Origin of the sequence: Microcystis sp. M165S2, from assembly GCF_020245885.1 — a bacterium.
GTDB lineage: Bacteria > Cyanobacteriota > Cyanobacteriia > Cyanobacteriales > Microcystaceae > Microcystis.
In genome coordinates this window covers 1-15,435 of sequence record NZ_JADBTZ010000290.1, presented here as the reverse complement: position 1 = coordinate 15,435, position 15,435 = coordinate 1, and the positions used below count along the sequence as shown (strand labels likewise).

Sequence of the window (15,435 nt, the reverse complement as noted above, 5' to 3'; positions counted from 1 at the left end):
CCTTGTTTTTTGTACCAAGCGATGTACTACAAGAAGGATAATGCAAGGTTTTTGAAAGTCCCAATCCTATTTTCTTGCACTAACATCGGACTTTAACAGGTCAAAAGCTTTATTTTAAAAGGGTTTTACCATTATTCAGCAAGCTCTAACTAAAAACTTTTTAGAAGCTGCATCGTTCAATTCCCAGAAATTATGAATTTAACCGTTAAAGACTTGGGTGAACAGGGATTGCTACCGATTCTGCAAAAATATTGTCCTGCGGAGATTATCGGTGATGATGGGGCGATTTTATGCCTCAAAGATGGTTATTCTCTCGTCGTCACCACTGATGTTTTAGTTAATAACGTCCACTTTAGCGATCTTACCACCTCTCCCGAAGATGTGGGCTGGCGAGCGGCGGCGGCTAATTTATCCGATTTAGCGGCTATGGGGGCAGAACCCCTGGGAATTACGGTAGGATTGGCTTTAACTCCCGATCTAGCCATCGATTGGCTAGAAGGACTCTATCGGGGTCTTAGCTCTTGTCTGCAAGTATATCAGACGGCGATCGTCGGGGGTGATCTCTGTCGGGCCACGGAGATTAACATCAGTATCACCGCCCTGGGACAAGTGGCAAAAAATGAAGAGATTAGACGTTTTAATGCAAAAGTTGGCGATAGTATCGTTATTACTGGTTATCACGGTTTATCGCGGGCTGGATTAGAGTTACTCTTCCACCCTGAAACCAGTAGGAATTTAAATTCCGCCCAAAAAAAGAGATTAATCCAAGCCCATCAACGCCCGCAACCGAGACTTGATTGCATACCACATTTACAAAAAATTGTCAAGCAATTTCCCATCGCGGGCATGGATAGCAGTGACGGGTTAGCAGATGCCATCATGCAAATTTGTCGCTGTAGTGGGGTTGGTGCTGAAATCGAGACGATTCCCCTGCATCCAACCCTGAAAGAATATGTAGGAGCCAAAAAAGCTCTAGAATGGGCTTTATACGGCGGTGAAGACTTTGAGTTAGTTTTGTGTTTGCCCCCGGACAGTGCCAGAGAATTGCTCGAGAAAGTGGGGGAAGAGGGGGCGATAATCGGTCAAATTGTCCCGGGGAAAGAGATAAAATTAGCCGACGGTAGAAACCTAAGTTTAAGCTCTGGATTTCAACATTTTTAGCCTCTATAAATCGCCAAAACCTTTCTTTTTCTTGATTTTCTTCGGTTTTTTCGGGCTGCCACCTTGGCCGCGGAACCCCGGTTGATTGCCACCCCCAAACATTCCGCCACCCATCCCGGGCATCCCCGGCATAGCGGGCATTTGTCCCCGTCCCATCTGTTGCATCATCGATCGCATTCTGGTGAAATTAGTAATTAGTTTGGTAACTTCCGTTTCCGGATGTCCCGAACCTTTGGCAATGCGACGACGACGATTAGGAGACTTAGCCAATAAATCGGGGTCAGCGCGTTCCTCCGTGGTCATGGAATTAATCATCGCTTCCGTGCGTTTTAACTCTTTTTCGCCCTTTTCGATGTCTGTCCCGCTCAGTTTGCCCAGACCGGGGATTAATTTTAAGACTCCCCCCAGGGAACCCATATTTTTTAACAGCCGCATCTGTTTGAGGAAGTCATTAAAATCAAACTTGGCCTCTAAAATCTTGGCCTGCATTTTGGCCGCGTCTTCTAGGTCTAACTGTTCCTGAGCTTTTTCCACTAGCGTCAGGACATCACCCATATTGAGGATGCGACTGGCAAGGCGATCGGGATAAAATGGCTCTAAAGCCTCGACTTTTTCCCCAACCCCAACAAATTTAATCGGTTGTCCCGATATTTGCCGCACTGATAGGGCCGCACCACCGCGAGTATCACCGTCCAGTTTGGTGAGAATTGCCCCCGTGATGCCGATTTGTTGGTGAAAAGTGTGGGTGAGATTGGCCGCTTCTTGACCGGTCATCGCATCCACCACTAATAAAGTGTCGTCGGCCTTGACAATTTTCTTGATTTGTGCTAGTTCGCCCATCATCTGGGTATCTATCTGCAAACGACCGGCGGTGTCGATGATAACCGTATCTACGCCCAATTCTTTGGCTTTTTCCACACCTTGACGGGCGATATCGACGGGATTAGCCTGAGAACCCATCTCGAAGACGGGAACATTTATCTGTTTACCGAGGGTGATTAATTGGTCAATGGCCGCTGGACGGTAAACATCGGTAGCCACCATCAGGCAGCTTTTCGACTGTTTGCGTAGATATAGGGCTAATTTGGCGGTGGCGGTGGTTTTTCCTGTCCCTTGCAACCCGGCCATTAAAATTACGGTGGGGGGTTTATCGGCCTGGGCTAGGGGAACGTTGCTTTCCCCCATAATTTTAACTAATTCATCATAGACAATTTTGATAAATTGCTGGCCGGGATTGACTCCAGAAATAACTTCCGCGCCGAGGGCTTGTTTCTCGACCTCAGCAATAAATCCCTTGACCACCTGTAGGTTAACATCTGCGGATAATAAAGCCCGCCGGACTTCTTTGAGGGTTTCTTGTATATTGGCCGAGGAGATTTTATCTTGACCTCGTAATTTTTTCCAGGCGTCTTCTAAGCGGTCGGCCAGTGCGTCGAACATAGTTTCGGAATTAAATTTTTAACTAGATCGATTTTATCTCAATGTCGGGCTGAAGACCGCCGCTCTTACCCTCCTAAGTTCTGATTGCTCAAAAATAGTCGTAATTTTAATAAACTGAGAGTTTGACCGAGATTGAGGGGAAGGAGGGAAATGCCTTCTAAACGCGATTGTAACCAACCATCGCCCCAATACCATTCGTGATAGCCATCGATACCTTGACTCAAAAGCAAGCGTAAACACTGGTCATTAGCTAATAAAACCTGATGTTGTACGGGAATTAAACCTAACCAAGAGGTAAAAGTCAAGCCTGCCTCTAATTTATCGGGTAGATGGGGCGAGAGCATTTGCGGCCACAGCCATTGACGGAGATGAGCAGTTTTGAGCAAACTATCCCGGATAGCCTGTTCACTGGCCGAGATTTCGATACGCAGCTGACTTTGTTGAAAATTGCCGAACATATTGTTGTCTGATAATTTTTGTTAAGTTAGTTAAAGAATAACTAAAAATCGGGACAGCGTTTTCCAAGGATAACAGTAAGTAGTATGGCAGATAAATTAATCCGCGCCACGGCCGCCGATGGGGGAATTAGGGTAGTAGGAGTGATTACCACTCGTTTAACCGAAGAAGCCCGCCAAAGACATAAATTATCTAACGTAGCCACCGCCGCTCTCGGTCGCACTATGGCATCGGCTTTACTCTTGGCTTCCAGTTTAAAAAAACCCGGTTCTAGGGTCAATATTCGCATTAAAGGCGATGGTCCCCTAGGCGGTGTTTTAGTTGATGCCGGACTCGATGGCACGGTGCGCGGTTATGTGGACTGTCCCCAAGTGGAATTACTCCCCAATGCTAAAGGTAAATTAGATGTGGGTCGCGCCGTGGGTGACAAGGGTTATGTGCGGGTCTTGCGGGAAGAAAAAGGCGAGGAGAGAAATGAACTTCAAGAAAGCATCGTCGAGATAGTTTCTGGGGAAGTGGGGGAAGATATCGCCTACTACCTGGACCAATCGGAACAAATTCCCTCCGCTTTGCAAGTGGGGGTTTTTGTCGGTACGACCACAGGAGTAACGGCTGCCGGGGGAATTTTATTACAAGTTCTCTCTAAAGAAGCGTCCCGGGATGAGGTCTTGGTGGCTCGTTTAGAGTCGAGATTGCGAAAATTAACGGGATTTACGCCTCTTTTACGGGCAGGAAAAGGACTAGAAGATATTTTTCAGGAACTTCTCGGAGATATGGGTCTAGAAATTTTTCCGGCTGTGCAGATGCTGCGTTTTGATTGTGATTGTTCTTTTGAACGGGCCTTAGGAGCTTTAAAATTCCTCGGGGTCGATGAATTAAAAGACATCATCGAAAAGGATAAACAAGCGGAAGCCATCTGTGAGTTTTGCCAGGAAGTGTATAGTGCCAACGAGACGCAATTAATCGAATTAGTCGAGTCTCTACAAGCTGAATCTTGCTGAGAAGTTGGGCAATGAGCGCCATTAAGGTAAAATCTATCTAAAAATATCCGTCAGGGAGTCGTGAATGTTTAAAGGAAAAGAATTAACCAAAAATCTAGTCAAACGAGAATCGATTGACTCCCTGACTCGTTGGCCAGAGAAAACTAAATCTTTTCTTTTTCTCTTTTGGTACCGATACCAGCATCGTTTCACTTGGAAAGTTTGGGCGGCTTTATTTGTCGTGGTCTTTGGCGGTGTTGGCTTTCTCGCCACTTGGCAGTTATTAAATATGCAGAAGTCGCCCAATTGCCCGAAAATCTTCTGGCCTATCGCTTCTGCCTCCCTGCGTCTCTACTGCGCTCAACTTTCCGCCGATAGTCGCACCGTGGCAGGCCTACTCGAAGCAATTGCCCTAGTGGAAGCTTTGCCCGAGGACCATCCCTTGCGATCGCAAGTTAATCAACAGGTGGAAGAATGGGCGCGAGATATCCTGAATTTGGCTGAAAAAGACTATCAAGCGGGAAATTTACAGCAAGCAATCGCTAAAGCTCGTCAAATCCCCAATAATATGGCAGTAGCGGCAATTATTGAAGAAAGAATCGCTAAGTGGCAAGGAACTTGGACGGAAGGCAACGAGATATTAAGCAAACTAGAGGAAAATCTCCGCGCTTCCAACTGGAATCAATCTTTCCGTCTAGCGGTGGATTTATTGAACTTAAATAACGAATATTGGGCAACGGTTAAATATAATGAAGCGCTCGCTAAAATTACCGTCGCCCGGGAAGATAGCAGTAAATTAGATAATGCCTTTAATCTCTTTGCCCGGGGCGGTCTCGACAATTGGTTCAAAGTCATCGAAGAAGCTAGAAAAATTCAAGCCAGCAGTTATGCCTATCAGGAGGCAGAAAAATTAATCGGGAAAACCGAGGATAAACTACAAGAATACGCCGAAAGATTAATTGAGCGGAAGCAATGGCAAGCTCTCCGGGATTTGGCTAACCAAACCCCCAAAGACCTCAAAATTAAAGAAGATGTCACCGATTGGTCCCTCTTGTCGGAAGCGGCCTTAGATGCGGAAGCCGGCACGGTGGAGGGATTGGAAGCTGGCATACTGGGACTAGAACAAATCGACGCTTCTCGACCTCTCCATCAAACGGCCCTAGCTATGAGGGAGCGCTGGCAGTTACAGGTACAGGATATAAGAATACTGTCCGAGGCTAGAGATTTAGCACAAGCAGGTACGATCGAGCAGTATAGCGCCGCTATCGCGAAAGCGGGCGAGGTTCCCCGTAATAATCCCCTCTGGTCGCAAGCACAGCAGGAAATTGGCTCTTGGAATCGTCAAATACAATTGATTGAAGACCGGCCGATTTTAGAACGGGCGCGGGAAATCGCTATCCCCGGCGATATTAATTCCCTGGGTAACGCTATTATTCAGGCCCAGGCAATCGCTAAGAATCGGGCCTTATACCGAGATGCTCAAGGGGAAATTCGCGACTGGCAAGGGCGGATTGAACGTATGGAGGATCAACCCATTTTAGATCAGGCGCAAGCTTTGGCCAATCTCAAAGACTATAGCACGGCGATCGAAACTGCCAATCAAATTCCCCCCGGTCGCGCTCTTTCTGCGGAAGCTTCCCAAAATATCCGTCGCTGGCGCCGAGAGTTGCGGGCCCGTCAAAATCTCCAACAGGCTAATCAATTAGCGGCGACGGGAACCGCAGAAGGTTTAACCCGGGCGATTGCTTTAGTTACCAATATTTCCACTAAAACCGATGCGGGTGTGCAACGGACTGAATTGCTGGAACGTTGGAGTTATCAGCTTTTGTCTTTAGCCACGGAACAAGCTAATAATGGTCGTTATCTGGAAGCTATTAGCCTGGCTGAATCCGTATCCCCGGAAAGTACCGCTTACAGTTCGGCTCGCTCCCAAATACAAGGCTGGCGCAATATTCTCCAACCTCCGGCCCCACCGCCAATAGTTGAATCGACTCCCCTCTCCCCGGAGTCCCCGATAGAAACACCGAGTCCGGGTCAATAATCAGTTTTAGGGGCTGTTTTTCCGGTGAATTGCCCCTAAAAAAGTCCCTCATCCCCAGGGGTCTGTCCAGTTAAAATTGACGGATATAATTGGGTTAATTTGAGGCGAGCATCTTTCCTGAAATTGCCAGTCATACTAAATCCGTTGAGTATAGGTAACATATCAGACAGGCAAAAGGCAAGAGGCAAAAGGCAAAGGGGAGAATAAATAATCAGTTTTTAATAACTGGATTTAGTATCATACCAAATCCGTTTTTAATAGTGTGAATAACTTTTAAACAGGATTTAGTATGATTCCTGTAAATGAAATACTAAAAATTATCATCATTATTTTTAATTAATAAATTACAACAAAAATAACCAAAGCTAATTTTAAAAAGATAATAGATAGTTGTTAAGCTAAAACGCATTTTAACCGCCTCTCCTTAGATTAGCTAAATCTCCCTCAATCCCTTTACTGTTGCCTCTTGCCTGTTGCCTCTTGCCTGATCTCAACAAGCAATTTAAATACGCGGGCAGCTTATGAATTACATTAATCAATCAAGCAAAAAACAGAACTCTGTAATTTCTATGAGAGCAAGTGAGGTACTAGATTTATATGCCAAAGGGAAACGCGATTTTACAGGAGTAAAATTAAAAGGACAGTGTTTTCACGGAAAGAATTTATCGGGGGCTAATTTTAGTCAAGCCGATCTCCGTGGCACTAATTTTCAAGGGGCTATTTTAGAGAGAACTAAATTTACAGAGGCCAGGGCAGGATTACTAAAGCGCGGTCGGCTACAATTAATCTTAATTTCTTGGTTAATAGCGGCTGTCTGCGGCTTTCTGTGGGGATTAGCTGGTTATTATCTAGCTTTAATGCTGGTGACAGATGTAACCGAATTTAAAATCATTGGTGCGGTGATAATTACAATTTTATCTCTAATTTACGGAATATTTTATCGTCAACGAGTTGGGGGATTGCCCTTAGTTTTATCCTTGATTTCTGGTCAAGCAATAAGTTTTATTCTAGCAATTCTTATCAGCTTAATTGTAACTTTATTGACAGTAATTATACTAGCTTTTCAAGGAGCATTAGCAGGAATAGCCGTGATGAATGTAACTTTTTCTATAGCTTTGATTGTTGGGGTTTGTGTTACTTTATTCACCGCTTATCTAGCCTGGTTATCCCTAGAAGAATCGAGAGCAACGGTCACGAAATCGATGGCAATTGCTTTTTTAGCCAGTAAAGGTACAAATTTTTTCGGGGCAAATCTCCAAGAAGCTGATTTCACGGGAGCGCAGTTAAAAGCCACTGATTTAAGGGCAAAAGATTTAACTAGAACTCGATTTTATCTGGTATCGGGCATCGAGCGAGCGCGCTGGGAAAAGACAATTCTGGACGAAGTTGCGATGAGAAATCTTCTGGTTACTGGTCAAGGGGACAATAAAGCTTATATTGGCTATAATTTTCGCGGACTAAATCTTTCCGGGGTTAACTTAAAAAATGCCAACCTGACTAGGGCAAATTTCAGTGAGGCAAATTTAGCCTACGCTAATCTAGAAGGGGCAAATTTAGCCCATAGTAACGTGATGAGAGCCAATTTACAGGGAGCCACCTTGACGGGTGCTTGTATCGAAGCTTGGAAAATCGCCGAAAATACCAATTTAGAAGGGGTTGATTGTGATTATATCTATTTAGTCGAGTGCGATCAAGAGCGCCGTCCTTGGCAGGGAGAATTTGGGGAAGGGGAATTCCGGCAATTGGCCCTGGAGCAACGAAAATTGTATATTGACGAATAAGATAACTGCTATACAAAGCCAAAATTGCGGCTCCGAGGCGGGCAATTAGAGGGATAATAAGACCAACCCCGATCGATCGGGTGTCAGAGGCGGCGGAGTTACATCCCGATGCCAAATAAAGTTAATTGCCCTTTTCCCTAACCCCTATCCCCCGACTGGTAACTGATCACTGATAAGCGATGGTGAATATTTCTAATCAAGTTATACCCAATCGGGGACTAGCGCCCCTTAGAAAAGCCTCCGATGTCCAAATCCTAGCGGCGATCGATATTGGGACGAATTCGGTTCACATGGTAGTAGTGGCAATTGAACCGTCTTTACCCGCTTTTACGATTATTGCCAGAGAAAAGGATATAGTCCGTCTGGGCGATCGAGATAGAAAAACTGGTAAATTAACCCTAGCGGCCATGGAAAGAGCGATCGCCGCTTTAAAACGCTGTCACGATCTGGCTATTAGTCTCCATGCGGATCAGATTATTGCCGTTGCCACTAGCGCCACCCGGGAAGCGACCAACGGCGACGAATTTTTGGCTTTAATCGCGAAAGAAGTCGGTATTTCCGTAAATCTCATCTCCGGACAGGAGGAAGCGCGCCGGATTTATCTCGGTGTCGTCTCGGGAATGGATTTCCAAAATCAAGCCCATATTATTATCGATATCGGTGGTGGTTCCACAGAATTAATCTTAGCTGATAGTCAAGAAATTCGCTTTCTTAGTAGTACCAAAATCGGGGCTGTGCGTTTGAGCCAAGATTTGATCACCACCGATCCCATTAGTACCACAGAATTGGCTTATTTAAGAGCCTACACCCGGGGAATGTTAGAGCGGGCAGGGTCAGAAATTAAACATCATTTACAGGTGGGAGAAGTGCCGCGTTTAGTGGGAACTTCTGGGACGATCGAAACTTTGATGACTATCCATGCTTTGGAGAAATTGGGGGAAATTCCCAATCCTTTAAATGGTTATCAATTAACCCGCAAAGATGTCAAAGAATTGGTCAAACGTTTCGCCACTTTGGACTATCACCAAAGACTGGCAATTCTGGGGATGTCCGATAAACGGGCCGAGATAATTCTAGCCGGTTCGATCGTGCTTTTGGAAGCGATGACCATGTTAGATGTTGATAAGTTAGTTCTCTGTGAAAGAGCCTTGCGAGAAGGGGTAATCGTCGATTGGATGCTGACGCACGGTTTAATTGATAATCGGTTACTTTATCAGAGTGAAATCCGTCAGCGCAGTGTCTTGAAAATAGCGAAAAAGTATCAAGTTAATTTAGAATCTGCTGAGAGAATAGCGACATTTTCCCTGTCTTTGTTTGAGCAAACCCAAGCACAATTACATTCTTGGAATCAGGAGGCTAAAGATTTATTATGGGCAGCGGCTATACTGCACAATAGTGGTTTATATGTTAGTCATGCTGCCCATCATAAACATTCCTATTATTTAATTCGCAATGGTGAACTGTTGGGCTATACGGAAATAGAGTTAGAAGTTATCGCTAATATCGCTCGTTATCACCGCAAAAGTAAACCGAAGAAAAGGCACGATGATTTTATGAAATTAACTGAATACTATCAGTATATGGTCAGACATTTAAGTGCTATACTGCGCTTGGCTGTGGCTTTAGATCGGCGACAAATAGGAGCGATTAAAAAGATTGAATGTAAGTACGATCCTGAATATAGAACCCTACATCTGCATCTTTTTCCCAATAATGCTGAAGATGATTGTGCTTTAGAATTGTGGAGTTTAGACTATAAAAAACCTGTTTTTGAAGAAGAATTTGGGGTGAAAGTAGTGGCAACTTTGGCATTTTTGCCCTGAAACCATCTACCGCCGGTATTAAGTAGCTTGAAATCGGCAAGATTGGAATTTTCATACCACTGTTAAAAACTGTCAGGTTACTGTTATAATCCAGAGGGAATAGGATCGCAGAAAGAAAAGGAGCCGAAAAACTTGTTGCAATTAGCTAAAATTGGTCGCTTGATCGCTCTTGGTTGCTTGGGAACGATACTGTCTAGCTTTCCTGTCCTCTCGGCCGAGAGAATCACTTTTATCTTACCGCCCTTTAGTCGTACCCTAGAAATTAGTTCCCTAGAAAAGTTTGTCGAGACTGGCAGAATCGACGCTAATCTAAGACAATATTTAGGTAATACCACCCCCGAACAACAAAGAGAATTTCGCCAAGCTTTAACCACAACTAAAGAAATTAATCCCGTCCTGATCTCGCGCTTTTTTAACACCACAATGGGGGAAGATATCCTCAACCTTTTAGGGGAACTGATCACCATTCAAGGGGGTATTAATGGTAAATTCGCTCTGCGTTCTGCCCTAATTAAATCAGCTTTTGAACCGGGAGGGGTAACTATTCTTAACCTGCTGCGTAATCTGCCCACTAATATGCAGATTGATGTGACAAGAGTGCAAAGATTAGCTAGGGCGATCGATATCGTCCTGAAAGCGACCACAGTATTCACGGAAAAGGTGGCGCAATTATCCTTAGAAGAAGCTAAAAAGGCCGGTGAAATTAATTTTACCGCCATGACCGACCCCCGACAACCGGGACCGCAACAAGTAGAACAAATGCGGCTGGATTTAACCGATAGCCGTCGTCAGAGGGAACTTTATCTAATCATTGTCAAACCCAAGGGGCAATTAACCCAGAAAACCCCCGTTATTGTCTTTTCCCACGGTTTAGCTTCTCGTCCCGAAGATTTTCTCCGACAAGCGGAACACTGGGCTAGTTACGGTTATCTCGTCGCCATGCCCCAACACCCCGGCAGTGATACCCTACAGGTGCAGAATCTGCTCGCCGGTTTATCGCGGACGGTTTTTTATAGCAACGAATTTGTCAATCGTCCATTGGACATATCTTTTGTGATCGATGAATTGCAAAGACGCAACGCGGGGGAATTTCAGGGGCAATTAGATGTAGATAATGTGGGAGTTGGTGGACATTCCTTCGGCGGTTATACAGCCTTAGCCGTGGGTGGAGCGACGATCGATTTCGAGAATTTACAACGGGACTGCCAAAGAAGATTAGCTTTTCTCAATGTCTCCCTCTTGCTGCAGTGTCGTGCTTTGGATTTACCCCGAGAAGAATACAACTTTCGCGATCGGAGAATCAAAGCGATTTTTGCGGTTAATCCGTTTAATTGGAGTATTTTCGGGGCTAAAGGACTAGCTAAGATCGAAATTCCCACTTTTGTAGCGGCAGGAACCTACGATCCCGCTACCCCCGCTATTTTTGAACAGGTGCGCTCTTTTCCCCTGCTCAACACCGAAAATAAATATTTAGCTCTGATTGAAGGTCAAGCTCACGTCGATTTTTCGGTACTAGACGCGGGAATTAACGAAGCGATCGAATCCATAGCCGATCTTACCCTGCCAGCACCCTATGTGATCGATAGTTACGCCCATTCCCTATCTTTGGCCTTTTTTGAGGTGTATATTCGCAAAAACCCCAGCTATAAACCTTTTTTACAGGCGGCCTATTCCCAATATCTCAGTCAAGGCCAAAAGTTTAGATGTTTTCTGATTACCCGCGCCTCCTCGGCCGCTTTAGAACAACTCATCGAAGATTTTATCGCTCAAAATGTCCGTTAATCAGTTATCAGTTATCAGTTATCAGTTATCAGTTCACTGTTTACTGATCACTGAAAAGCTCCCCACTTACCCACTTCCCCACTTCCAATTCATAATTCATAATTTATATTTGTTGATGGCGTTTAAGCAGTAATTGGATAGCCAAAAGAATTAAACCAATGGTGACAAAAGCAAAAATAAAGGTTCCTAGAGAAGCTAAACCAAAAACTAAAGTGCGGACAGCACTGCCAATTCTCAAGGCGATCGGACTGTGAGCAACCATCGGTTTTGAGTAAAAAGAATGACCGATCGCTGCCGTGAGATAATAGAGAATTGTCCCCAGTGCTGCCGAAATTGCCGCACCAACTAAACAGCGAGCAGGAGTAACTTGTTTGGTTTCTAATTCTGTGGTCATTACTTTTTAGTCCTCAAATATTGCCCAGGTTAAATTTTAATTCTTTTCCCCAGTATTTTACCCGACTAGGACCAAGGAGCGAGGGTGGAAGCAAAAGAAGTATCGACTTGTGAGGAGACGATCAGGTCTTGATTCTGGTCTAGTTCCCGTTTTAACTGTTCCCAATCACCGGGGTCGGTCAACTCCTCTTGACCAGCTTCGGGAAGGAAGGACTGGATTAGTCAAAAGTCGATCGTCTCACTTTCAGGGTCAAGATATTCTACCCCATACTTGGCTTTTAATTTTGACAGTTGTTCGAGTCGGTAGTATGCCAGTGCCTCTGGGTGCATCTCATTTTTGTAAATCTACGTGCGCGTTGCGGGGGAGATGGCGAGAAAGATTCGAGCATTTATAGCAAATAATGGGTTATTTAGGACGCTTTCAATTTTCAAACTCTTATCTGAACAGGGTTTCAGCGATGGATTGTCCTAAGCACCTTGGTCTTTGCTATATACTAAAATCTAAGATAGCCGGTTTAATATCGTCTCAGGGATCAAAACTAAAGCTTAGAATAGATAAAATATGTGGACTTTTATTGATTTATTTGCTGGGATAGGAGGATTTAGAATCGCCCTAGAGAATCTCGGTTGTCAATGCGTTTTTTCTTCGGAAATCGATCCTCACTCCCAAAAGGTTTACTTGGCTAACTATGGTCATTTACCCGATAATCAAGACATCAGAAAATTAGAGGCGAAAACTGTACCCGATCATGATATACTGTGCGGCGGGTTTCCCTGTCAAGCGTTTAGTATCGCCGGCAGAAAACATGGTTTTGAAGATGCACGCGGAACCTTATTTTTTGAAGTTGCCCGTATCTTACACGAAAAGAAACCGAAAGCTTTTATCTTAGAAAATGTCCAGGGATTAGTCCATCATGATCGAGGTAGAACTTTAAAAACTATTTTAGATATATTAGAAAAGGATTTGCATTATTTTGTCCCCACTCCCCAGATTTTAAATGCCAGATATTTTGGGGTTCCTCAAAATCGTCCCCGAATTTTTATCGTCGGGTTTCGAGAGGATTTGAATATTTATCATTTTTCCTATCCCCAACCAACCCAGCAAGAAACTTGTCTCGAAGATATCCTAGAAGAAAAGGAAGTCAGCGTTAAATATTATCTCTCTAATCAGTATTTAGAAACTTTATTTAAACACAAAGCTAGACATCAAGATAAAGGTAATGGTTTTGGGTATGAGATTATTTCTCCCGATGGTATCGCTAATGCGATTGTGGTGGGAGGTATGGGAAAAGAAAGAAATTTAGTTATCGATAAAAGACTGACTAATTTTACTCCTGTTACTCGCATTAAGGGAGAGGTAAATAAGTTATTCGTCCGCAGAATGACTCCCAGAGAATGGGCAAGATTACAGGGATTTCCTGATAGTTTTCAGATTGTTGTCAGCGATGTCCAAGCTTATAAACAGTTCGGTAATTCTGTGGCTATTCCCGTGGTGGAAGCGGTGGCAAAAGAAGTGATTAAAGCTTTAGATTTATCCAGAGATTCTCAAGAAAATATCAGGTTTAAAGAACTACAGGGGAGACAATTAGATTTATTGTCAATCTGAGGAACAATAACAATTTTTTCTAGGGGTTTGGGTATATTAAGAATAGTTATTATTTGATCAATATGATCGCTGTTTATGCTCGACTCTCACTGGATTAACAGTGGACTTGTTACATAATTAATTTTCGAGAGTTCAAAAATGAGAAAAATAGGCATGAGACAAAATAAAAAGAGCAGCAGAGGTGATGGTTTCGCCGGTTGTGCTTGTGAAAGGTATCTCTCTTATACTACACTTGTAACACCAATATGTTTAGTATTTGGGAGAAGAAAATTATGCGGACAATTACACGCACCACCACCACCGAGATGGAAGTCACTAGCATTCGTCTAGAAAGAGTCCTCAAAGACAAGCTGAAAGAGATTTCCGGCAATCAAGGTTATCAAGCACTCATTCGCGATGTCTTATGGAATTTCGTTCAGCAGAAATCAGGGGATTATCGACCTCAGTTTTGTGCTGGTGATATAAGGGCAGTATTTAACGCTACAGCTAGAAAAAATGAGATTTGCGCTCTTACGGGCAAGTTAATCCCCGCTAATGAAACAATGTTATTAGGTTTGACAATCCATGGCGATTTAGTTCCCTTGAGTATGGATAGTTATGCCAATTTAAAATAAGTTTGACTAGGGTGGGGCAGAATGCAGTATAGTTAGTCCTCACCCATAAAGATAAGGGAACAAGCAATAGGAAAGTGGGAATTATAAATTATGAATTATGAATTGAGAGGTGGGGAGTTTTTTGCTGTAAACAGTCAACTGATAACCGATAACTGATGACTGATAACTGATGACTGAACCGATTTTACGAGTGGTTTTAATCAATCCGCAAATTCCGCCAAATACGGGGAATATTGCCCGTACTTGCGCCGCAACGAGGACAGAATTGCATTTAGTTGGTCCTTTGGGTTTTGAAATTAGCGATCGCTATCTGAAGCGCGCCGGCTTAGATTATTGGCCCTATGTAAAACTTATGTACCACTTGACAATAAATGAATTCTGTGCTTGTCAACAAAAGAGCGGCGGAAGGGCGATCGGGTTTACTGTGCGCGGCAGCAGCAGTTATGTGGAATACAGCTATCAAAGCGGAGATTGGCTACTTTTTGGCAGTGAAACCGACGGTATTCCGGCAGATTTATTAAATCAATGTGATGACACGGTTTATATTCCCATGGCGGAACCGGGGGTGAGAAGTTTAAATCTTTCCGTTAGTGTGGCAATCGGATTATTTGAGGCCAGACGACAACTGGGATTTATTCGTTAGCGGGACATTTGGCTATATAAACAGAGCAAATAAACTGAATTGACCAAAAAATTAGAAAATTGCTTTTATTTAGCTGATTTTTGCCCGGAGCAGAAAAAATAGCAATCGCCATCAATCTTGTCCGTAATAACAGCAAGAAATTATGTGGATTATCCTAGCGCAAGTTAATTGTTGCTCCTTTGTAATTACATAATTTATTGAAAATAAAAAGGCAAGATGAGGCTCATGAATATCTTAGACCTTCCTCCCAATACTTTTCGCAATTTCCAGCTTTTTAATCGGCAAAAATCCACCTCTGGCTTAACTCAAGTCGAGATGTTAGTTACCCTAATTTTATTAGGAATTCTCTTAACTATTGCCCTTTCTGCTTATCATCGTTTAATGGCTTGGATTCGCTTAAATATCGCCACCTTTGAAATATCACAACAGTGGAAAAATACCCGTTATCAAGCCACAGGAGAAGGTTCTCATCCCCTATCTTTGTGCATGGCAGCAAGTGAAACCGAACAGATTAAAGTGGCAAAAGTACAAGGGGACGAATGTGAAAATGTCACCGATTGGACTCCCATCACTCGGGGAGCATCTCACTTATGCAATGAGTATTAATACTTATAGATGTCAACAACTAGAAAATCTTCAACTTGATCACAAAGAGAAATGAGATTATAATAGTTATAACTGACAATTCAGAATATATCTCGATGGGAGGAATAAT

General features: G+C 43.6%; 12 protein-coding genes and 1 pseudogene. 10 read left to right on the top strand and 3 right to left on the bottom strand.

What is annotated here, in order from left to right; translation table 11 throughout:
- Positions 1 to 192 precede the first annotated feature (192 nt).
- Entirely contained in the window at positions 193 to 1,161 is a 969-nt protein-coding gene (gene thiL / locus IM479_RS14780) for a thiamine-phosphate kinase (RefSeq protein WP_287686822.1), read from the top strand.
- 3 nt (positions 1,162 to 1,164) lie between these two features.
- Here thiL and ffh read toward each other — a convergent pair whose 3' ends face one another.
- Together ffh and IM479_RS14770 are read right to left on the bottom strand one after the other, a co-directional pair.
- The gene (gene ffh, locus IM479_RS14775) at positions 1,165 to 2,601 is read right to left on the bottom strand and encodes a signal recognition particle protein (RefSeq protein ID WP_287686821.1); all 1,437 of its coding nucleotides are present in this window, start codon (positions 2,599 to 2,601) and stop codon (positions 1,165 to 1,167) included.
- A gap of 65 nt (positions 2,602 to 2,666) precedes the next feature.
- Positions 2,667 to 3,059, bottom strand: coding sequence for a hypothetical protein (locus tag IM479_RS14770; protein WP_287686820.1), 393 nt, complete (start codon positions 3,057 to 3,059; stop codon positions 2,667 to 2,669).
- An 84-nt stretch (positions 3,060 to 3,143) separates the two neighbouring features.
- Here IM479_RS14770 and hslO point away from each other — a divergent pair, with 84 nt between their 5' ends.
- The 5 genes from hslO (at position 3,144) to IM479_RS14745 (ending at position 11,464) form a co-directional block, all read left to right on the top strand.
- The gene (hslO, locus tag IM479_RS14765; RefSeq protein ID WP_286824540.1) at positions 3,144 to 4,058 is read left to right on the top strand and encodes an Hsp33 family molecular chaperone HslO; all 915 of its coding nucleotides are present in this window, start codon (positions 3,144 to 3,146) and stop codon (positions 4,056 to 4,058) included.
- Positions 4,059 to 4,122: 64 nt separating this feature from the next.
- Positions 4,123 to 6,078, top strand: a complete 1,956-nt coding sequence (locus IM479_RS14760) for a coiled-coil domain-containing protein (protein ID WP_287686819.1) — start codon at positions 4,123 to 4,125, stop codon at positions 6,076 to 6,078.
- A gap of 569 nt (positions 6,079 to 6,647) precedes the next feature.
- The gene (locus IM479_RS14755) at positions 6,648 to 7,859 is read left to right on the top strand and encodes a pentapeptide repeat-containing protein (RefSeq protein ID WP_287686818.1); all 1,212 of its coding nucleotides are present in this window, start codon (positions 6,648 to 6,650) and stop codon (positions 7,857 to 7,859) included.
- Positions 7,860 to 8,038: 179 nt separating this feature from the next.
- A complete protein-coding gene (locus IM479_RS14750; protein ID WP_287686817.1) occupies positions 8,039 to 9,682 on the top strand; it encodes a Ppx/GppA phosphatase family protein in 1,644 nt (547 codons plus the stop codon).
- A gap of 132 nt (positions 9,683 to 9,814) precedes the next feature.
- Complete coding sequence (locus IM479_RS14745) at positions 9,815 to 11,464, top strand: alpha/beta hydrolase (protein ID WP_287686816.1); 1,650 nt, start codon at positions 9,815 to 9,817, stop codon at positions 11,462 to 11,464.
- A 103-nt stretch (positions 11,465 to 11,567) separates the two neighbouring features.
- Here IM479_RS14745 and IM479_RS14740 read toward each other — a convergent pair whose 3' ends face one another.
- On the bottom strand, positions 11,568 to 11,858 hold the full coding sequence (locus IM479_RS14740; protein WP_287686814.1) for a DUF3082 domain-containing protein: 291 nt from the start codon (positions 11,856 to 11,858) through the stop codon (positions 11,568 to 11,570).
- Between the two features lie 561 nt (positions 11,859 to 12,419).
- Between IM479_RS14740 and IM479_RS14735 the strand changes: the two genes are divergently transcribed.
- The 4 genes and pseudogenes from IM479_RS14735 to IM479_RS14720 all read left to right on the top strand — a co-directional run.
- A complete protein-coding gene (locus IM479_RS14735; RefSeq protein WP_286824547.1) occupies positions 12,420 to 13,463 on the top strand; it encodes a DNA cytosine methyltransferase in 1,044 nt (347 codons plus the stop codon).
- 272 nt (positions 13,464 to 13,735) lie between these two features.
- Positions 13,736 to 14,077 carry a hypothetical protein gene (locus IM479_RS14730; protein WP_002754608.1) on the top strand — a complete coding sequence of 114 codons (342 nt, stop codon included), beginning with the start codon at positions 13,736 to 13,738 and terminating at the stop codon, positions 14,075 to 14,077.
- A gap of 169 nt (positions 14,078 to 14,246) precedes the next feature.
- Positions 14,247 to 14,720: a tRNA (cytidine(34)-2'-O)-methyltransferase gene (locus tag IM479_RS14725; protein WP_287686811.1), complete on the top strand. Its 474-nt coding sequence runs from the start codon at positions 14,247 to 14,249 to the stop codon at positions 14,718 to 14,720.
- A 225-nt stretch (positions 14,721 to 14,945) separates the two neighbouring features.
- Positions 14,946 to 15,305: pseudogene (locus tag IM479_RS14720) on the top strand (prepilin-type cleavage/methylation domain-containing protein); the annotation flags it as partial.
- Between the last annotated feature and the right edge of the window lie 130 nt (positions 15,306 to 15,435).

Bases quoted from the DNA above. Each gene is read 5' to 3' on its own strand.
- thiL (WP_287686822.1), top strand. From the start codon at position 193: ATGAATTTAACCGTTAAAGACTTGGGTGAACAGGGATTGCTACCGATT.
- ffh (WP_287686821.1), bottom strand. From the start codon at position 2,601: ATGTTCGACGCACTGGCCGACCGCTTAGAAGACGCCTGGAAAAAATTA.
- IM479_RS14770 (WP_287686820.1), bottom strand. From the start codon at position 3,059: ATGTTCGGCAATTTTCAACAAAGTCAGCTGCGTATCGAAATCTCGGCC.
- hslO (WP_286824540.1), top strand. From the start codon at position 3,144: ATGGCAGATAAATTAATCCGCGCCACGGCCGCCGATGGGGGAATTAGG.
- IM479_RS14760 (WP_287686819.1), top strand. From the start codon at position 4,123: ATGTTTAAAGGAAAAGAATTAACCAAAAATCTAGTCAAACGAGAATCG.
- IM479_RS14755 (WP_287686818.1), top strand. From the start codon at position 6,648: ATGAGAGCAAGTGAGGTACTAGATTTATATGCCAAAGGGAAACGCGAT.
- IM479_RS14750 (WP_287686817.1), top strand. From the start codon at position 8,039: ATGGTGAATATTTCTAATCAAGTTATACCCAATCGGGGACTAGCGCCC.
- IM479_RS14740 (WP_287686814.1), bottom strand. From the start codon at position 11,858: ATGACCACAGAATTAGAAACCAAACAAGTTACTCCTGCTCGCTGTTTA.
- IM479_RS14735 (WP_286824547.1), top strand. From the start codon at position 12,420: ATGTGGACTTTTATTGATTTATTTGCTGGGATAGGAGGATTTAGAATC.
- IM479_RS14730 (WP_002754608.1), top strand. From the start codon at position 13,736: ATGCGGACAATTACACGCACCACCACCACCGAGATGGAAGTCACTAGC.
- IM479_RS14725 (WP_287686811.1), top strand. From the start codon at position 14,247: ATGACTGAACCGATTTTACGAGTGGTTTTAATCAATCCGCAAATTCCG.